This window comes from Pectobacterium carotovorum, assembly GCA_016415585.1.
Classification (GTDB): domain Bacteria; phylum Pseudomonadota; class Gammaproteobacteria; order Enterobacterales; family Enterobacteriaceae; genus Pectobacterium; species Pectobacterium carotovorum_K.
Map to the genome: position 1 here is coordinate 1,605,076 of CP066552.1, position 20,184 is coordinate 1,625,259.

Annotated in this window: 17 protein-coding genes; 7 read left to right on the plus strand and 10 right to left on the minus strand. The window is 50.6% G+C overall.

Features of this window, described 5'->3' with window-relative positions:
- Nucleotides 1-159: 159 nt before the first annotated feature.
- The 3 genes from JFY74_07085 to ppk1 form a co-directional block, all read right to left on the minus strand.
- Nucleotides 160-348, minus strand: coding sequence for a YjfB family protein (locus tag JFY74_07085; GenBank protein QQG29795.1), 189 nt, complete (start codon nt 346-348; stop codon nt 160-162).
- A 229-nt stretch (nt 349-577) separates the two neighbouring features.
- The gene (ppx, locus tag JFY74_07090) at nt 578-2,113 is read right to left on the minus strand and encodes an exopolyphosphatase (GenBank protein ID QQG29796.1); all 1,536 of its coding nucleotides are present in this window, start codon (nt 2,111-2,113) and stop codon (nt 578-580) included.
- Nucleotides 2,113-4,185, minus strand: a complete 2,073-nt coding sequence (ppk1, locus tag JFY74_07095) for a polyphosphate kinase 1 (protein ID QQG30474.1) — start codon at nt 4,183-4,185, stop codon at nt 2,113-2,115. Before ppk1 ends, ppx begins: the two co-directional genes overlap by 1 nt.
- A 217-nt stretch (nt 4,186-4,402) precedes the next feature.
- On the opposite strand from ppk1, the gene JFY74_07100 reads away from it, so the two are divergent.
- The 4 genes from JFY74_07100 (at nt 4,403) to JFY74_07115 (ending at nt 9,843) form a co-directional block, all read left to right on the plus strand.
- A complete protein-coding gene (locus JFY74_07100) occupies nt 4,403-6,571 on the plus strand; it encodes an ABC transporter permease subunit (GenBank protein ID QQG29797.1) in 2,169 nt (722 codons plus the stop codon).
- Entirely contained in the window at nt 6,568-8,214 is a 1,647-nt protein-coding gene (gene pstA, locus JFY74_07105) for a phosphate ABC transporter permease PstA (GenBank protein QQG29798.1), read from the plus strand. Before JFY74_07100 ends, pstA begins: the two co-directional genes overlap by 4 nt.
- A gap of 15 nt (nt 8,215-8,229) precedes the next feature.
- Nucleotides 8,230-9,045: a phosphate ABC transporter ATP-binding protein gene (gene pstB / locus JFY74_07110; GenBank protein QQG29799.1), complete on the plus strand. Its 816-nt coding sequence runs from the start codon at nt 8,230-8,232 to the stop codon at nt 9,043-9,045.
- Nucleotides 9,046-9,279: 234 nt separating this feature from the next.
- On the plus strand, nt 9,280-9,843 hold the full coding sequence (locus JFY74_07115; GenBank protein QQG29800.1) for a YolA family protein: 564 nt from the start codon (nt 9,280-9,282) through the stop codon (nt 9,841-9,843).
- 45 nt (nt 9,844-9,888) lie between these two features.
- Here the strand turns inward: JFY74_07115 and JFY74_07120 are convergent, their stop codons facing one another.
- A complete protein-coding gene (locus JFY74_07120; GenBank protein ID QQG29801.1) occupies nt 9,889-10,356 on the minus strand; it encodes a hypothetical protein in 468 nt (155 codons plus the stop codon).
- Between the two features lie 380 nt (nt 10,357-10,736).
- Between JFY74_07120 and JFY74_07125 the strand changes: the two genes are divergently transcribed.
- On the plus strand, nt 10,737-11,174 hold the full coding sequence (locus tag JFY74_07125; protein QQG29802.1) for a helix-turn-helix transcriptional regulator: 438 nt from the start codon (nt 10,737-10,739) through the stop codon (nt 11,172-11,174).
- 106 nt (nt 11,175-11,280) lie between these two features.
- Here the strand turns inward: JFY74_07125 and JFY74_07130 are convergent, their stop codons facing one another.
- The 6 genes from JFY74_07130 to ppiB form a co-directional block, all read right to left on the minus strand.
- Nucleotides 11,281-12,648, minus strand: coding sequence for an L-serine ammonia-lyase (locus JFY74_07130; protein ID QQG29803.1), 1,368 nt, complete (start codon nt 12,646-12,648; stop codon nt 11,281-11,283).
- A gap of 66 nt (nt 12,649-12,714) precedes the next feature.
- Nucleotides 12,715-14,004 (minus strand): HAAAP family serine/threonine permease, encoded by a 1,290-nt coding sequence (locus tag JFY74_07135; GenBank protein ID QQG29804.1) that lies wholly within the window; start codon nt 14,002-14,004, stop codon nt 12,715-12,717.
- Nucleotides 14,005-14,531: 527 nt separating this feature from the next.
- Nucleotides 14,532-15,602 (minus strand): 5-(carboxyamino)imidazole ribonucleotide synthase, encoded by a 1,071-nt coding sequence (purK, locus tag JFY74_07140; GenBank protein ID QQG29805.1) that lies wholly within the window; start codon nt 15,600-15,602, stop codon nt 14,532-14,534.
- The gene (gene purE, locus JFY74_07145) at nt 15,599-16,108 is read right to left on the minus strand and encodes a 5-(carboxyamino)imidazole ribonucleotide mutase (GenBank protein ID QQG29806.1); all 510 of its coding nucleotides are present in this window, start codon (nt 16,106-16,108) and stop codon (nt 15,599-15,601) included. Before purE ends, purK begins: the two co-directional genes overlap by 4 nt.
- 178 nt (nt 16,109-16,286) lie before the next feature.
- Entirely contained in the window at nt 16,287-17,009 is a 723-nt protein-coding gene (lpxH, locus tag JFY74_07150; protein QQG29807.1) for a UDP-2,3-diacylglucosamine diphosphatase, read from the minus strand.
- A gap of 10 nt (nt 17,010-17,019) precedes the next feature.
- Nucleotides 17,020-17,514, minus strand: coding sequence for a peptidylprolyl isomerase B (gene ppiB / locus JFY74_07155; GenBank protein QQG29808.1), 495 nt, complete (start codon nt 17,512-17,514; stop codon nt 17,020-17,022).
- A 420-nt stretch (nt 17,515-17,934) separates the two neighbouring features.
- Here ppiB and JFY74_07160 point away from each other — a divergent pair, with 420 nt between their 5' ends.
- The gene (locus JFY74_07160) at nt 17,935-18,366 is read left to right on the plus strand and encodes a DoxX family protein (GenBank protein ID QQG29809.1); all 432 of its coding nucleotides are present in this window, start codon (nt 17,935-17,937) and stop codon (nt 18,364-18,366) included.
- 358 nt (nt 18,367-18,724) lie between these two features.
- Nucleotides 18,725-20,110 carry a cysteine--tRNA ligase gene (gene cysS / locus JFY74_07165; GenBank protein QQG29810.1) on the plus strand — a complete coding sequence of 462 codons (1,386 nt, stop codon included), beginning with the start codon at nt 18,725-18,727 and terminating at the stop codon, nt 20,108-20,110.
- Nucleotides 20,111-20,184: the final 74 nt, after the last annotated feature.

Genomic DNA, 20,184 nt, shown 5'->3' on the forward strand with positions numbered 1-20,184 from the left:
CTCAGTGAAAAAGATGATGATCGATCCGGTTTTCGCACGTTCGGTGCAAGGAGAGAGGGGGGGAGAAACCCGCGCGAAGAGGAAAGGACATAAGGGACAAAGGGAATCAGTAAAAAACCCGCTCAAAAATGAATAAGCGGGTTGTGTGGTGCAAGGGGATTACGCCGTGGTATTGACGTTACGCCCAATCGCCGGATTTGCTGGCAGAGGGGGTAATGCCTTCAAAATACCGGAGACGACAGCTTCTTGATTATCAATCGATTTTTTCACCATAAGCGCACTGGCCTCACTGCTGGTACGCATAGTACTGAGGTCGCTAGTAAATGATGCAATCTGCGATACATCCATTTTACTCTCCTTAACACTGAGTGGATCCATATCCGGCATGAAAGGAAGCGTACCTTTCCGCCGAGGTTGCATGATGTTGGCGAAAATTCTCGCCAACCATCATTTTGGTATCGGCCCTATCCCTGTAAACTTTACGTTAACCGAGCTTCACCGGCCAGCTCGGCTGCACGATTTTGCACCACTTTACTGTTCGGCGTAGGTTCGGGTTTTCACGTAACGTTTTCATCAATCAGGCTTTTTCTTCCTCAATTATCAGCTTCCAGCCAGTGACGTCCTGCCAATATTCCTGTTCCCGTTCCAAATCCAGCTGTACCAGCGTGTTATTGGTAAAGAAGTCGCGTGGGAACGTCAGCGTCCAGTAGTTGTCATCGGTATGCAGCCGTAACGATTCCGGCGTTGTCGTTGCCTGACGCTGGTTATTCAACAGCGTGGCAAGGCGTAAGAGTTGCATCATGGGCAAATACTGTTTCTTTTTGAACAGATTCAACCGCGGCAACTCTTCCAGTTTGATCGCTTTACGGTGCAATCGCACGATTAGGGACAGCACAAGCTGCTGTTCCTGATTGAAGCCGGGCAGATTGGTATTTTGCAGAATGTAAGCGGAATGACGGTGCATGCCACTATGGTTAATGCCCAATCCAACCTCATGCAGCATGGAGGCCCAGTTTAAAATAGCCTCAAGCTGTGGATGCACCAGATTAGGATTTTGCTCTGCCCACTGTGCATAAAGCTGCTGCGTGGTTTCCCGCACGCGTCGTGCCTGTTCGCGGTCGATATTGTAATGGGTCGCCAGGCTCTGCGCGGTGCGGATACGAATATCCTGATGGCGGAATCGGCCTTCCATTTCGTACAGTACGCCTTCGCGCAATGCGCCATCGGACAGGCGTAGTTCTTTGATCGCCAGTGCATCGAAAATACCGCACAGAATAGCCAGACCGGGCACCAGCACTGACTGACGATCTTCGGACAGACCCGGCAGACTCAGCGCTTTGAAGTGCTTAAACTGCAAAATCTGCGTGCATAGCATTTCCAGCCGCCCAGGAGTAATTAGGCCATCTTTCTCACCCATCTCTACCAGAATTTCGTGCGTGGCCTTGATCGTTCCTGACGCACCGAGGGCGAATTTCCAGCCGTATATGCGGTATTCCCAGGACAGCGTCTCCAGCTTTTGCGCTGCGGCCAGCCGGGCGCGCTTGAAGTTGGCTTCGCTAATTTCACCATTCGGGAAAAACTGCTGTGCGAAGCTGACGCACCCCATCCGACGGCTTTCCACCAGCATTGGCTCGAAATCCTCACCGATAACCAGCTCTGTAGAACCGCCGCCGATATCGATGACCAGCTTGCGGCCTTTTTCTGGCTGTGTATGCTCTACGCCCATAAAAATCAGGCGGGCTTCTTCATGGCCGGAAATGATCTCTATCGGATAGGGAATGATATCCGCCGCGCGGCGCAAAAATTCCTGCGCGTTGGCTGCCTGACGCAGCGCGTGCGTTCCGACGATGGAGACGTTCACCGCAGGGAAGCCCTGCAGGCGTTCAGCAAACAGCGCCAGACAGCTCAGGCCGCGTTGAATCGCTTCTTCGCTGAGTATGTTTTTGCTGTCCAGCCCGTCGGCCAGATGCACCCGCTGTTTTAAACGCCCCAATACCTGAAGCGCACCGTTTACCACGCGTGCGATCACCATGTGAAAACTATTGGAGCCTAGGTCGATAGCTGCGAACTCTTGCGGCTTTATCTCGGTTTTTTCATTGTTCGTTAACGGCATTATTCAGGCTTATCTCCAGGTTGCTCCAACGCCTTGATGTAGTCGTAAATCGCATTTTGCGCGCGTACTTTACGCCGGTTACCGCGTGAGACATAGCGGTTGCTCGACTCTTTATCAATGACACGGGCTTTCACCGTATCGCTGAACAGAATATCCAGCGTTTCCAGCACGCGGTTTTTCAAAATGGGATCCAGAATTTCCACTGCGACTTCAATGCGATAATCAATATTGCGTGTCATCCAGTCTGCAGAAGAGAGGTAGACTTTCTTGTCCCCGCCGTTGTTGAAGACATACACCCGATCGTGTTCCAGATAGCGGTCAAGAATACTGATGACCTGAATATTTTCGCTGATCCCCGGTAAATTAGGGATCAGTGAACACATGCCGCGTACCAGCAGATTAATTTTTACGCCCGCAGACGAAGCCTGATACAGCTTTTCCGCCAGCCCTTTATCCACCAGATTATTTACCTTAAGCGTAATGCCCGCATCACGATTCGCCAGCGCATTTTCGATCTCGGTATCGATCAATTGGTAGAGCTTGTCACGTGAGTTCTGTGGTGATACCAGCAGGTGCTCGAAGCTGACTGGGCGGTAAGGGTTTTCAATGAAGTTGAAGACGCGACGGACTTCGTTGGTAATGCGTTCGTCAGCGGTCAACAGCGAGTAATCCGTATACAGGCGGGCGGTTTTCTCGTTGAAGTTACCGGTGCCGATGTGCGCGTAACGCACGATGTTTTCCCCTTCGCGGCGGGAAATCAGGAACAGTTTGGCGTGAATCTTCAGCCCAGGCACCGAGAAAATGACGTGCACGCCAGCTTCAGTCAGACGCTTGGCCCAGTGGATGTTTGCCTCTTCGTCAAAGCGTGCCTGTAGTTCTACCACGACCGTCACTTTCTTACCGTTGTGCGCCGCATGGATCATTGAGGTAATGATGCGGGAATCTTTGGCGACGCGGTAAATATTGATTTTGATGGACAGCACATTAGGGTCGAAAGAGGCTTGTCGCAGCAGTTCCAATACGTGTTCGAAAGTGTGGTACGGGTAATAGAGCAGAACGTCACGCTCGCGAATCGCATCAAACCCATTGCGGAAATGGTTGAACCCGGAGTGTCGCAGGCGGGGCAACGGTTTGTTGACCAGATTGGCGCGTCCGACGTTCGGGAAAGAAATAAAGTCTTTGAAATTATGATAGCGCCCGCCGGGGATTACAGAGTCAAAGGAAGAGATCCCCAATTTCTCTTGTAGCATCGTAACCATGGCGTCCGGCATATCACGCTGATACACAAATCTCACCGGCTCGGCGGTTAAGCGCTGCTTCAGGCTGGAAGACATCAATTCCAACAGGCTGGATTCCATTTCCGTCACCAGATCGTATTCTGCATCGCGCGTCATCTTCATGGAGTACGCGTTCAGCGCATCGTAATCAAAGAAGCCCTTGAAGATATCATCCAGACAGTAACGCAGAATGTTATCGATGAGGATCATGGTCTTACGACGGCGCGGCGCTTCCGCTGGCAGGTTGACGAAACGCGGTATTTTATCCGAAGGAATTTCCAGCAGGGCATAATTGATCTCATCGCCACGAATAATTTCGACGGCAAGATAGGTATAGTTATCCTTCAGGAACTCCACTAGATTGGTTTCGTTAAAGATGAGTATTGGCGTGATATGCGGGCGCAGATATTGCCGGAAGTAGTCCCTCAGCCACTCTTGCTGGTTAGGGGAAACCTGACGCTCATTGACCAGAAAAATCTGGTTACGCGCCATTTCCAGCAACAGCTCGTTGTACAAACTATCGAAGATTTGATCGGTTTTTAGTACGCGCGCCTGAATTTTACCTAAAAGGTGTCGCAGATTGCCGTCCAGACCTTGTTCTTCGTTAATCAGAATGCGTCTTTTCAAATCGGCAAAACGGACTTTATAAAATTCATCAAGGTTGCTGGAGTAAATGCCAAGAAAGCGCATGCGTTCGATTAACGGATTGCTTTTATCTGCTGCTTCCTGAAGTACTCGTTCATTAAAGGATAACCAACTTAATTCTTTCTCTATGTAGAGTTTGTCCTGACCCATTGTCACTCCGCTCAACTCATGTACTGAAGGTTCATCCAATATTCATACCCTTCCTCTGTGGGTATAGGGTACAACAACATTATGGCGTGTTGATGACGATAAAATCTAATTCATAGACAGACTTACCATTGTCATATTATGGGCGTAAAGGCAACATATGCTACCCGCAATACGTTAGCAACACGACTCTGGCGGCTTCACTCTAACGGCGAGAATAATGGTAAACACAGGCAACACATCACAGTATCGGGATCGTCGGCGAGCGTGGATCGATCGTTTGGTTCACCGCATTGTTGCGGGCAGTGGGCTACTGGTGCTGGCTATGCTGTTGTTAATCTTCTTCTATCTACTGTATGTGGTGACGCCACTGTTCCTTTCCCCCACTGTTAACGGCCAAAAAACGGTGCAACGCCACAGTGCGGAGCCGTCGCTAGCGCTGGGGCTTAGCGACAACGGGCAAATCGGGTTTCGCATCGACAGTCAGGGCTATGGCGAGTTTATTCCGTTTGCGGAAAACCAGCCTATGTCGCGTATTCAGTTGGTTCCCGCGCTGAGTTTGCTGGCGCAGAATCAGGGCGAGCGACAGGTTTATGCCCTGAGTCAGCCTGATGGCCGTCTGATTTTCGTTCAGCCCGTATTATCGCGTACAGAAAACCGTTCTCCAGTCTGGGATTATCCGCTGGGTGAGCAGGCGTATTCGCTTGGGTTACCCGCGCAGCCGCTGCGTCATCTGGCAGTGGCTGCGGTGGGTGAAAAGCATGTCGTTGTTGCGGCGATCGGGCAGGAAAATGCCTTGATTATTGCCGATGTTGATAAAAATGGCGTGCGGCAACGGGCGCAGATTACGCTTCCGGCGGGTACGATTAGCCAAATGCTGCTGACGCCCGACGGGCAGCAAGTGTATTTGCTCAGCGGTAAGACATTAACGCTGTGGCAAGTGGGGGCGAACGCGCTGACGCTGCGGGAAGAGCGACAGTTACAACTGGCGGAACCGCTGCATCTGGCGTTGTTGTCTGGTGGACGATCGCTGCTGGTGCAGGCTGCTGACGGGCGGATTAGCCAGTGGTTTGAGGTTCCGGGCGAAAAGGGTGCCACGCTGACGGAGACGCGTCAGTTTCCGCACGTTGTGGGCGAATCGGTGTTGTTGGCAACGGAGGCGCAGCGACGAGTCTTTGCCACATTGAATGCACAGGGTGAACTGTCGCTGTTTGCCAGTAAACAGTCTCATGCGCTGCTGACGCAGATGCTACCAGCCCATGCACAAACGCTGGCGTTTTCGCCACGCGGTTCTGCCATCTTGGTTGAAACGGCGCAGGGCTGGCATCGCTATCAGGTTGATAACCCGTATCCCGATATTGGCTGGCGCGGGCTGTGGCAAAAGCTGTGGTACGAGAACTACCCAGAGCCTGCCTATATCTGGCAATCCACGTCTGCGGATGACAGCTATCAGGCTAAATTCAGCATGATGCCCCTGATGCTGGGCACGATGAAAGCGGCGATTTACGCCATGCTATTTGCGACTCCGCTGGCGCTGTCTGCCGCGATTTATACCGCCTGCTTTATGTCGCCGACGCTGCGACGCTGGATTAAACCCACGCTAGAAATCATGGGCGCGCTGCCGACGGTGGTTGTCGGCCTGATTGCCGCCATCTGGCTGGCTCCGCATTTTGCGACGTATTTGTCAGCCATTCTGGTCATGCCGATTTTATGGATGCTGGCCGTGCTCGGCTGCGGCTGGCTGATTGAGTGCCTGCCGACGCGCTGGCGCACCCGTTTCCCTGCTGGCTGGGACGCGCTCTTCCTTATCCCTGCCATTTTGCTGACATTTGTGGCCGGCTGCTGGCTTGCGCCACATATCGAAATCGCAGTATTGGGACAGCCGCTATATCAGTGGTTAGGCGATGATTTTGTCCAACGTAATACGCTGGTAGCGGGCGTTGCCCTCGGCTTCGCGCTGATCCCGCTGATTTTTTCGCTAGCGGAAGATGCGCTGTTCAGCGTACCAGCTCGCTTAAGTCAGGGATCGTTGGCGCTGGGAGCGACGGCGTGGCAAACCCTGTGGCGCGTTGTGCTGCCGTCCGCCAGCGCTGGGATTTTCGCCGCGCTGATGCTGAGTTTTGGCCGCGCCGTGGGGGAAACCATGATTGTGCTCATGGCGACGGGCAACACGCCGATTATGGATGAAGGCCTGCTTCAGGGGCTGCGTTCGCTGGCGGCGAATATCGCTATTGAAATGCCGGAAGCGGTGACGAACAGCGGTCACTATCGGGTGCTGTTCTTAACGGCATTAACGCTGTTTGTTTTCACGTTCATCGTGAATACGCTGGCTGAAACTATCCGGCAGCGCTTACGTCAACGCTACCGTGATGAAGGAGAAAACGCGTGAAGCGCTGGTTCCGTTCGGGAAGGCCCTGGGTGTGGCTGACCGCATCGTCAATTTCTATTAGCCTGCTGGCGATGCTGGCAATCATCGTGCTGCTGGCGGGGCAGGGTATGCGCTATCTGTGGCCGCAGCCCGTTTGGTTGCTGACGTTGCAGCCGGAACAAGGTGCGCAGCGTGCGCTGATAGGGGAAATTTATGCGGAGCAGACGCTTTCGTCCCAGCAGTTGGAACAGGCCGGTTTGTCCTCTTCGCCCGGGGACGCTGAAACCCGCTATTTGATCAAAATTGGTCGGCGTGAAATCTATGGGCAGAGTTTCCGCTCGCTGCTGTCGCGCGATATTGTCCGCTTTGATAAACCTGCCGATATTCTGGTGTTGAAGCGGACGAACAATGGCACGGCCTATGGCTATCTGGCTGGCATGCTGGAGGGCGAGCAGCCGCTGGTGGCGACGGATCTCCCTGCAACGTTGAAGCATCGCATCGAGCAGGTGCAGGGGTTGCTGGCGAAGGCGCAGGCCATCCGCATGGGAGAGATGGCGAAGATTAACCAGCAGTTTGAAACGCTGCGGCTGGAAGAGAAAAAGCGGCAGCAGGCCAAGACGCTGGATAATCAGACGGTAGCCCGTCTTCAGGCTGAGCGCATTGAACTGCAACGCCGCTTTGATGAGCTGTCGCGCCAGCTAACCTCACTCAATCTGGACATTAATCGCGATACCGTGCAGTTGCGGGATGCAAACGGCAGCGTTCATCTTATCCCGCTCAGGGACATTGAACAGGCCTGGTTCCCTAATGCGATGAACCTGTGGGAAAAAGTCAGCCACTGGGGCGAGCAGGCGAAATTCATGCTGGTACACTATTCGCCGGACAGCAACAGCGCAGGCCACCTTTTCCCCGCCATTTTTGGCACGGTGCTGATGGTGGTGCTGATGTCTATTGTCGTGATGCCGTTGGGCGTGATCGCCGCGGTTTATCTGCATGAGTACGCGGGGAAAAACAGCTTAACGCGCTGGGTGCGGATTGCCGTGGTCAATCTGGCCGGGGTGCCGTCCATTGTGTACGGCGTGTTCGGGTTAGGCTTTTTTGTTTATCTTATCGGCGGCACGCTGGACCAACTATTCTATTCTGAAGCGCTGCCGAATCCGACGTTTGGTACGCCAGGGCTGCTGTGGGCGTCACTGACGCTGGCACTGCTGACGCTACCCGTGGTGATTGTGGCGACGGAGGAAGGGCTGTCGCGCATCCCAATGTCTGTGCGCCACGGTTCACTGGCGTTGGGGGCTACCAAAGCCGAAACGCTGTGGCATGTTGTGCTGCCGATGGCGGTTCCCGCGATGATGACCGGTTTAATCCTCGCTGTGGCGCGTGCCGCGGGGGAAACCGCGCCGCTGATGTTGGTCGGCGTGGTGAAGTCGGTGCCGGTTTTACCGGTTGATGACATTTTCCCTTATCTGCATCTTGAGCGAAAATTTATGCATCTGGGATTCCAAATCTACGATCTGGCGTTCCAAAGCCCAGACGTCGAAGCGGCAAGACCACTGGTGTACATCACCGCACTGCTGCTGGTGTTGATTGTTGTTGGATTGAACCTTGCAGCGATTGGGATTCGCCATGTTCTGCGTGAGAAATACCGTTCGTTATCACTCTGAAAGTAGGATGAAGTTATGGGATTTATGACACAAAAGGAGATGGCACTGCTGCCTGATGTTCATCAACTGAGTGATGAGCAGACGACGTTAACCGTGGAACATCTGAATCTTTACTATGGCGATAAGCAGGCACTGAACGATATTTCGATTCGTATTCCGAAGAATCAGGTGACAGCGCTGATTGGCCCGTCAGGCTGTGGCAAATCCACGCTGTTACGCTGCTTTAATCGTATGAACGATCTGGTGGACGACTGCCGTACCGAAGGTGATATCAGGCTGAATGGGATGCTTATCAACGACCCGCAGCTGGATGTTGCTACGTTGCGCCGTCGGGTAGGTATGGTTTTTCAACGACCGAATCCGTTTCCCAAGTCGATCTATGAAAACGTGATTTATGGCCTGAGATTACAGGGGCTACGCGATCGCCGATTTCTGGATGATGCCGTTGAGCGTGCGCTACGTGCAGCGGCGCTTTGGCATGAGGTAAAGGATCGGTTGAGCGACAACGCGTTGACGCTATCCAGCGGACAGCAGCAGCGTTTGGTGATCGCCCGGGCGATCGCCATTGAGCCGGAAGTGTTGTTGCTGGACGAACCGACCTCCGCGCTTGATCCGATTTCGACGCTAATTGTTGAAGAGTTGATGGGAACGCTAAAGCAGCATTTCACGCTGGTGCTGGTGACGCACAACATGCAGCAGGCAGCTCGCGTGTCGGATTACACCGCGTTTATCAATCAGGGTAAACTGATCGAGTACAATCGTACGGACGATCTGTTTACCTCTCCGACGCAGCGGCGCACAGAGGATTATATTACCGGGCGCTTTGGTTAGAACCGTAATTAAATAGTAGAATACAATATAATTTCCATGCGTATGATTTCGTTATGAATGATAATGATATTGCGAATATTTTTAAAATTTTTATAAAAATAAATAATTGGGTAATTATTTTATTTTTAATTTAAATGTTTTTGTTTTTTTTTGTGATTTTTTACTGAAAAAAATAACATTTTGATTCATAGTTTACATGCAGCGATTGGCTGTATTTAAATGGAATTACTCAGGATGAGAAAGAAAATATATATTGGAGTTGCATTCAGTATGTTGGTTAGTGCGATGTTTCCGGCTTATTCTCAGGATCTGGAAGAGCCAGTAGCGGAGGTAATTACAGCATTCGACTCTCCCCTTGTGGAGAATCCAACATCTGCAAATGAATCCTCTTCTCAGGACTATAAGCCTCTTCGTGCGCCAGCGCCTGCATTGAGTTCTGTCTATGTCTATGCTGTGGCATCAACGCAAAATGGCGGAGCCTGGGAATATATTGGCCCAAATAAGCTTGCGACAACTCAGGATCATGGTGGAGCACAACTGCGAATTGCAGTGCTGGAAGTGGGTTATGGTAATAACCGCTTTGGCTGGGTGAATGGTACGCAAAAGAGTCCCTATCAGGTTAATGGCGTCTGCGTCGTTGGCGGCAATTATACTGAGTCATGCCCTGTTGGCTCGACTTATGTGGGATGGATGGCTTATTTCAATGGCGATGGCATGCAGTCAGGCCCTTTCCGCTATCAATCTACTTCGACTAACGCACCTTTTAGAACGCTTAGCACGTCACTGAATATTCGATAACACCGTATTCTCAGCAGGTTCTCACAAAAGAGAACCTGCTTTTCATCAAGCCTTCACGCTAATCGGCGTGTAACTAAGTTGTGCTAGTTTATCTAATACTGATTTTTGTTGTTCTGCATGTAAGTGTTCGCCGCGTGATAGCGAACCACTTATCCCATTTTTTAGCATGTGGATAAAATTGATTTTCCGATTGGGGTCGGTGAAAGAGACATCGTCAACAGGAGGATGCAAAATGAGCAGTGCCGCCATACCGATTTCCAGACTTTCCTCAAATGACATATCGCCGGAGGCGGTGAGCTCTTTTGTCGCATCAATCGCTTCCTGTGGCGTCATATTGGAAAAATCATAACGCTTGCTTGACTGAATCGTTGAAGGGGGATTAGTCGTAGTGGAAACTGAATGGAGGTTTGGCTTTGATGTGTCGCCACTGAGTGAAAACGCATTTTCCGCAGATTCCTTACGGTTCACCGAGGGGACTGAGTAGTTGATATTATTAAGGCTCGTGATGCTCATTATGGAAGTTCCTTTCCTATGGGACTGAGGTTCAATAGTAGAGAATCAGCGTACGGTGCAATCGTACGAATATGGAATAAAGTTTACCTTAATTTATGTGTTTTTATTTATCATTCGCACTCAAAAATTCATATTGTTATTTTTATTATATAAATCAATTGGTTAATTTTTTAGCGATTTGTTAATGGTTTTAATTATTCAATTAAGTAATGTTTTGAACTAAAAATAATCAGTACTAATAGTGAGATACCTTGGTCCCTTTGTGAGCGTATATCGACCATAAAAAAATTATGGGTACCGTTCATCAATTATCCGTGCCATTTGAAGAATTGATGATAAAATGCGCGCAAATTTTCTGATTCTGGCAAGTGGCGGGTAAGATGAAATTCAGTACCATGAACGAAGGCGAAATTATTACCGAGCTGTGCCGGAGAATAAAAGACTCCAGAATCCAGCAGCGTCTATCGCAAGTCGATCTTGCTGAACGGGCGGGGCTGGGAATCGCGACAATCAAGCGTGCGGAAATGGGCGAATCTATTACGCTCAGCAGCCTGCTCTCCATTCTGCGCGGATTAAACCGTTTGCATCAGATTGAAGGCGTGCTCTTCGATGCGGAAGTGGAATCCTTCCATGCGCAGATCAGCGGTGAGAAAAAGCAGACGCCGCTGCGTATCAGAAAGAAAGCCGCCACGTTTCCTGCCAAAGCGCTTACCAAGCATGAAAATATCAAAAAGCCTGCTAACAGTACCGTGGACTGGTATATCGCAGCGGCTGAAAACAATATTGTCTGGTCGCTGCCTGAAAGCGATAAAAAATAAAGGGCCAATGCGAAACCATACGCATGAACCCAGATTGTCGCGTTAAGCCACTTGGCATTTAACGCGACAAGGCAAGTTTATCTCCCACCACGATCCCCTGGGGATATCATTCGCACAGCACGACTTTAATCGCCAATCCCCCGCGAGACGTTTCACGGTACTTGGCGTTCATGTCTTTGCCAGTTTCATACATGGTTTCAATGACCTTATCCAGCGATACACGTGGCTCGCTGGTGCGGCGCATTGCCATTCTTGCGGCGTTGATCGCCTTCACGGAGGCGATGGCGTTGCGTTCAATGCACGGTACCTGAACCTGACCTGCCACTGGGTCGCACGTCAGCCCCAGATTATGTTCCATACCGATTTCCGCCGCGATGCAGACTTGTTCAGGATTCGCGCCGAGTAGCTCAGCCAGACCGGCTGCGGCCATCGAACAGGCCACGCCGACTTCTCCCTGACAGCCCACTTCTGCACCGGAAATAGAGGCGTTCATTTTGTAGAGCATGCCGATAGCACCGGAAGCCAGGAAGTAGCGCAGGTAAGATTCTGGGGTGACGGGTTGAACGTAGCGGTTGTAATAGGCCAGTACGGCAGGAATAATGCCGCACGCGCCGTTAGTTGGTGCGGTAACGACGCGTCCACCAGCCGCATTTTCTTCCGATACGGCCATCGCAAACATGTTCACCCAGTCCATCGCATCCATCGGGTCGCTTGAAAAACGATCGTTAATGAACAGCAAACGATGCAGCGCCGATGCTCGACGGGGTACGCGCAATGGGCCGGGTAATACGCCTTCGGTACTCATACCGCGATGCATACAGTCCTGCATGGTTTTCCACACATCGGCAAAATAGTGATCAAGCGCTTCCCGCCCATGCATCGCAATCTCGTTTTTTAGTACGATGGCGGATAGAGACAGGCAGTGATCGTGACAGTGTTGCAGCAACTTCTGGGCAGAAAAGAACGGATAGGGCGCGCTTTCCTCTGCCAGATTGGGTTTGCCGAAGTTTTCCTGATCGACGACGAATCCGCCCCCGATGGAGTAATACGTTTTGCTATAAACCAGCTCTTGTTGATTGTAAGCGCGAATGGTCATGCCGTTTTCATGCAGCGGCAGGTTCTCTGGCTGGAAACGCAGAGAAGATTCTAAAGGGAAGCTAACCTCATACTGACCGTTGAGCATCGGTAGCCGCTGAGAGTCTTTCACCTGCTGAATAAAGGCAGGGATGCTATCGATGTTTACGCTATCTGGCAGGTTACCTGCTAGCCCCATAATGATGGCGATATCGGTGTGGTGCCCTTTGCCCGTAAGGGAAAGTGAGCCGTAAATATCCACCACGATGCGTGTTACCGATGAGATAAGCGCGTGGTTTACCAGATCGTCGGTGAACATTTTACCCGCTTTCATTGGGCCGACAGTATGAGAACTGGACGGGCCGATACCGATTTTGAAGATATCAAATACGCTGACCATAGCGATTTCCTTAAAAAAAACGCCGATCGTTAAACAACGTGCCGGCGTTAAATTAGGGTGGAGGGCTTACAGCAGATCGCGCAGGCTGTAAACAATGGCTGAAATAGCGATCAGTCCCATCAGGGTGACAAAGACGTTGCTGAAGTGGCCGCTGTATTTCTTCATTGCTGGAACTTTCTGGATGGCGTACATCGGCATCAGGAACAGCAGGCACGCGATAATCGGGCCGCCCAATGTTTCGATCATACCCAGAATGCTTGGGTTCAGCGTCGCTACAATCCAGGTGGTGATCAGCATGAACAGCGCAGTGATGCGGTTCAATTTGGTGTTGGAAATGGTTTTGCCTCTGCTGCGCAGGGATTTCACGATCATACCGTTAAAGCCTTCGCCCGCCCCCAGATAGTGACCCAGAAACGATTTAGAGATCGCGATAGTGGCAATAACTGGTGCCAGATAGCCCATGACCGGGTTGTTAAAGTGGTTCGCCAGATAGGACAGAATAGAAATGTTCTGTGTTTTTGCTTCCATCAGCTCAGCCGGAGACAGGCTCAGTACGCAGCTGAAGACGAAAAACATAACGGTCAGCACCATCATGATGTGGCTGTAGGACAGAATGCGTGAGCATTTTTTCTCTGCGTCATCGCCATATTCTTTCCGTTTGGCAACGGCAAAGGAGGAGATGATCGGCGAGTGATTGAAAGAGAAAACCATCACCGGAATCGCCAGCCATAATGTTGCCAACAGCCCGTTGCCCGTGACGCTGGAACTCAGAGAAATGTTTTCAAAAACAGAGGTATTCCAGTTCGGAATTAAATAAAGTGCCAGCAGCATCAGCACAGCAACAAATGGATAAACCAGAACACTCATTGCCTTAACAATCATCGCTTCACCGAAGCGAACAATAAACATCAATCCGAGGATCAATATCAATGACAGCAAGGCTCGTGGCGGAGAAGGCAAATGCAATTGGTGAGTAATAAAGCTATCTACCGTATTGGTGATGGCGACGCTATAAACTAATAGGATCGGGTAAATAGCGAAAAAATAAAGTAAAGTGATTAATTTACCCGCACCAACGCCGAAATGTTCTTCAACAACTTCGGTAATATCTTCACCACCGTTCTTACCGGATAATACAAAACGGCATAACGCACGGTGAGAATAATATGTCATTGGAAAGGCAATCAGCGCCATGATAATTAACGGAATTAACCCACCAATACCGGCATTAATGGGTAAGAATAGCACACCAGCACCGATGGCCGTGCCATAGAGGCCCAGCATCCAGACGGTGTCGCTTTTACGCCATCCTGAAGCCTGTTCTAATACCTGTTTGCTATCTTGAATGGTGCTCATATACTGATTTCTCCTCGGTGAACACATTAGCCCCGTCACACAGGGGTATAAAAATTACAGTATCGGCAACTTGCCGTTACAGAGTTTAAAAAACGAACAAGACATATTGCTAATTATGTCAACAGGTCAATACTGTTTTGTGGCAGCATTTTATATCGTGGTGGTCAGCGAATAATATTGAGGCGATCACAGAAATGAATTGACTAGGAATATTTTAATAAATTTTATCGGAAATTAAAATATCAAATTTGATGCTTTAATTTAAATATCTTTAACGGCTCTTTATTGATGCTTTATTTTTATGTTAGAGACATAGAAGATAAATAAAAAACGATTATATAGATATTAAACTCAATTTCGTTGATGTCACGTTTATGATCTAAATAAATTGAAAGATAGGGTGGTTTTTGAACAAAAAAAGATATTAGCCTTTAAAAATGAATACTGAATGTGGCATCTCATTTGCCCGTATAGCATCGCGGTATCATCCAGCAGGTCACTGCCCTGCTGGATGACACCGCGATCTGTCAGGCGGTGAGTTTTTCTTCTGCCCACGCCAGACCGCTGTGGTATTCCTCGGGTAAGAGAGGTGCCAGCGATTGCAGCGTGCGTTGCAACTGTGCGGTGTCTGACGACGGTAGATTGAGGTGTCCAACTTTGCGGCCAGGACGAACGTCTTTCTCATACCAGTGCAGATGTACCAGCGGCAGCGCCAGCCAGTCGATATTCACATCAGTGCCGATCAGGTTGACCATCACCGACGGTGTTTCGACAACCGGTACTGGCAGCGGCAGATCCAGAATGGCGCGCAGGTGCAACTCAAACTGGCTGATTGACGCACCATTTTGCGTCCAGTGTCCGCTATTGTGTACGCGTGGAGCCAGCTCGTTAATAAGCAGGCGATCGCCGACGATAAAGCATTCCATCGCCATCACGCCCACATAACCCAGCGCATTCATTATTGCAGACAGCATCTGCTCTGCCTGCTGTTGCAACTGCGGATCGGGCTGAGGGAAAGCCACGCTGGTACGCAGAATGCCGTCCTGATGCAGGTTATGAGTGAGCGGGTAGAACACGCACTTGCCGTGCGTATTGCGTGCACCCACCAGCGAGACTTCGCCAGAAAAATTAATGCCTTGCTCAACGATGCACTCGCCGTAGCAGTCAGCGGGCAGCGTCTGTTGTTCGCCATCGCGCAAGCGCCACTGTCCACGACCGTCGTAACCACCGACGCGGCGTTTAACGATAGCGAGTTCACCTAATGAGGCAAAGACGTGTGGCCATTCGTCGGCGCTAGCCAGTAGTTGCCAAGGCGCGGTTGCCAGATTCAGCGAATCCAGCAGCTGCTTTTGCGTCAGGCGATCGGCCAGACGTGGGAAAATATCGCGGTTCGCAAACGCCGTGTGCTCGGCCAACTCGCGGGTGAGGGCGGTTTCCGGCCAGCGTTCGATCTCGGCGGTAATGACACTGTTATGAAACGGAACTGATTCCGGCTCAGCATCCAGACCGACGGGGTAAACCGCAATGCCTAGCGGTTCACCAGCCTGACGCAGCATTCTGCCCAACTGACCATTGCCTAATACGCAGACCGGTTTCATGCCTCCTCCCGTGGATCGGGATGAGAAAGCACATCATCGGTTTGCGCCTGACGCCAGTCCGCCAGTCGGGTAGCGATGCCCTTGTCGTGCAGGGCGAGAATTTGTGCGGCCAGCAGAGCCGCATTCGCTGCGCCCGCTTTGCCAATCGCCAACGTGCCGACCGGAATACCGCGAGGCATTTGGACGATGGAATACAGGCTGTCTACCCCGCTCAGCGTTGAGCTTTGTACCGGCACGCCAAGCACGGGAACCAGCGTTTTTGCTGCCAACATACCCGGCAGGTGTGCTGCGCCGCCTGCGCCCGCGATAATCACATCAAAACCGTTCTGTGCCGCCTGCTCAGCGAAGCTGAATAGCTTGTCTGGCGTCCGGTGTGCGGAAACGACTTCGGTATGAAAAGGAATGTTCAGCGTGGTGAGGATTTCCGCAGCAAACTGCATGGTGGCCCAGTCACTCTTTGAACCCATGACGATGGCAATTTTAGCCGGGGCAACGTTGGATGACATGCCTGTAACGCTCCTGTGATTGTACGTGTTCGTGACGCGTTCGCGTCGGCCAGACAGGGAGGGTCTGGCGTTGAGGGCGTAGAGCATATCACGCCATTATGGCGAGGAAAACGGTTGCGTATGCGGAAATGCAGGGGGGATAAGGCGAGAGACCGTTAAGTCAATGTCAAGAAACGCATTAAAATGGGAAGGAAATCAGTTCGATATTTTGTGGCGTGACCTTAATCATCGACCCTTCTTCATGCCAGGCCCCGAGAACGGCGCGACGACCAGACGATTCACCGAGATCGACCTGATGAATGGCTGGACGGTGCGTGTGGCCGTGGATCATCGTCTCCACCTGATAATGCCGTAAGCGTGCAAGTACGGCGTCGTGATTGACATCCATAATCTGCTGCGACTTTTTTTGGTTTTCGTGCTGGCTGGTTGCCCGCATCTTCGCCGCAATTTTCATACGTAGTGACAACGGTAATAGCAGGAAGAGTCGCTGAATAAATGGGTTGTGTACCCGACGGCGGAATTGTTGGTAATGCCGATCGTCAGTGCACAACGTATCGCCATGCAGAATGAGAATCTTTTGGCCGTAGAGATCGAGCACCGTTTCTGTCGGCAGCAGCGTCATTCCGCTTTGCTTGGCGAAACGCTTACCGATCAGGAAATCACGGTTACCGTGCACGAAATAGCAGGGAATGCCGCGCTGATGTAAGGCGTACAGTTCCTCGGCGACAGTCGCATGCAGCGGCTGAGGATCGTCGTCACCTATCCAGGCATCGAACAGGTCGCCAAGTATGTACAGCGCATCGGCATGGATCGCGTCATGGCGTAAAAAACGCAGAAAACCGGCGGTAATCGCCGGTTCATGAACACTTAAATGCAGATCGGCAATGAACAGCGTTGCCATGCAGGTCGGATTATTCGCTGACCGTTACGTGGGTAATCACCACGTCTTCTTTCGGTACGTCCTGGTGCATGCCGCTGCGGCCGGTAGCCACGCCTTTGATTTTATCAACGACGTCCATGCCTTCGGTGACTTCAGCGAATACGCAGTAGCCCCAGCCATCGGCACGCTCTGAACGGAAGTTCAGAAAATCGTTATCAACGAGGTTGATAAAGAACTGGGCAGTCGCAGAGTGCGGATCGTTGGTACGCGCCATCGCCAGCGTGCCGCGGGTATTTTTCAGGCCGTTGTTGGCTTCATTTTTGATTGTCGCATTGGTTTCTTTCTGATCCATGCCGGGAGCGAAGCCGCCGCCCTGAATCATAAAACCATTAATCACGCGGTGAAAAATCGTGTTGTCATAAAAACCGCTGCGACAGTAGTTCAGGAAGTTTTCTACGGTAACCGGCGCTTTGTCTGCAAACGTATTAATAACGATATCGCCGTGGTTGGTATGAAGCGTAATCATAATAATGAACCCTAGATAGCCTTAGTGATTAAGAGTGCTGTTCACAAAAGGCGGTGAACAACAAGAGCGCTGTTATAGCATAACTGGTCGATTGAGTCAGTACTTCGCGCTTACCGCACCACTGTTGGCGGTTGGATGGATGAGAAAATCGTATAAAAAGGTTTACTACTCTGATTTTGGTAGGCGTCAAATAATATGTGCGCTTAAGAATAGTGCGCAATAAGATGTTAATCAGGCAATGGTGACTTTTAAAAACAAATAAATTGATCAAAATTTCAAATAACAGTTAATTAATTTGAATGATATTTTTGTTGCCCCAGATCAATGTTTTGCGTAATCAACGTGTTTTTTTTTGTGGCTCAGATTAATCTGAGAGTAATTCTTATTCTTCATAAATAACTCTAAAGAGATAGGTGAACTATGCTGGGTATTCTGGATAGTGTTAATCGTTTATTAGACAAACCGGATTTTGGTAAACTGTTTTTGCGCGTATCTTTCAGCGTGTTGATGCTGTTTCATGGTTGGCACAAGGTGCATGGTGGTATCGGTGGTATTGAAGGTATGCTCGCGTCGGCTGGGCTCCCTGCTTTTATTAGCTACGGTGTCTATGTTGGGGAAGTCATCATACCAATCCTGATGATCCTCGGCATTTTTACACGCCCTTCCGCATTGATTTTCTCCTTCACGATGGTTGTCGCGACGCTACTGGTTCACCCAGAGGGGTTCTTCACGCTGGCAAAAACGGGTGCTTGGGGTGTTGAAGGTACGGCGGTGTTCTTCTTCGCGGGTATCGCGATTGCCCTGCTTGGCAGCGGAAAATATTCTGTGATGTCGAATCCACGTTGGCGTTGAGTGCGGTTTCGTTAGTCATGCTGATTGTGTGAAATGGCCCGGTAAATCCGGGCCATTTCATTTTCATCCTTTCTCGCTTATTCCCTCTTCTTAACCTTGCAATACAGTGGGGTTCAGGTTTCAATACGCCGTTGGGATGTAAACCCTGAATGCATTATCGTCAATGGCATCTAATGTTACTGACGCTAATCACGACAGTGATTGACCTACCGTGTGGACGCTATGTTTTTTGAGCACAGTGTTTTTGGACATTATGTTTTTGAACGCTACGTTTTTTGAACCGTATGTTTTGCACACTGTGCTTTTGTGAAATCATTTTTTGTGAAAACCATTTTTATAAAAACACTGGAACTCCCTGATGCTAAAGATTTTTAATACGCTGAGTCGCCAAAAAGAGGAATTTAAACCCATCCACGCCGATCAGGTGGGAATGTATGTGTGTGGCATCACCGTTTATGACCTGTGTCATATCGGTCACGGGCGTACTTTCGTGGCGTTTGATGTGGTGGCGCGATATTTGCGGTATCTGGGATATTCACTGAAATATGTGCGTAATGTTACCGACATTGACGACAAAATTATTAAGCGTGCGATCGAAAATGGGGAAACCAGCGACCAACTTACAACCCGTATGATTGCTGAGATGCACGCCGATTTTGATGCCTTGAATATTTTGCGCCCGGATGTCGAGCCGCGTGCGACACACCATATTGCCGACATCATCGAAATGGTGGAAGCGCTGATCGCCCGTCGCCACGCCTATGTCGCGAGTAATGGTGATGTGATGTTCTCTGTGGATACCGCGCCGGGTTACGGCGTGCTGTCTCGTCAGGATCTGGATCAGTTGCAGGCTGGCGCGCGCGTTGAAATTGCCGAAGTGAAGCGTAACCCGATGGATTTCGTGCTGTGGAAAATGTCCAAGCCGGGTGAACCACACTGGTCTTCTCCGTGGGGAGAAGGACGTCCTGGCTGGCATATCGAATGTTCTGCTATGAACTGCAAACAGCTCGGCGAACACTTTGATATTCACGGTGGCGGTTCAGATTTGATGTTCCCGCATCACGAAAACGAGATCGCACAATCCAGCTGTGCACACGACGGCCCGTATGTGAATTATTGGATGCACTCTGGCATGGTGATGGTTGATCGCGAAAAGATGTCAAAGTCGCTCAACAATTTCTTCACCGTACGCGACGTGCTGGCGTATTACGACCCGGAAACCGTGCGTTATTTCCTGATGTCAGGGCACTATCGTAGCCAGTTGAACTACAGTGAAGACAACCTGAAACAGGCGCGATCGGCGTTGGAACGTTTGTATATCGCGTTGCGTGGAATGGATCTCAGCGTTGCAGCACACGGCGGTGACGAGTTTGAAGCCCGTTTCCGTGAAGCAATGGACGACGATTTCAACACGCCGGAAGCTTACTCGGTGCTGTTTGACATGGCGCGTGAAGTTAACCGCTTGAAAACGGAAGATGTGCAAGCGGCGAACCAACTGGCATCGGCACTGCGTAAACTGTCTGGCGTACTCGGCCTGCTGGAACAAGACCCTGAGCAGTTCCTGCAAAATGGTGCGCAGGTGGATGACGAGGAAGTGAAAGAAATTGAAGCGCTAATCCAGCAGCGTAAAGATGCGCGTGCGGCGAAAGACTGGGCGCTGGCGGATCAAGCCCGCGATCGCTTGAATGAAATGGGGATCGTGCTGGAAGATGGCCCGCAGGGAACGATCTGGCGCCGTAAGTAACGCTTTCTTCCTGTAATACGCTTTCAGTAAATAAAAAGCCCGCAAAAAATGAAATTGCGGGCTTTTTTTCGCCA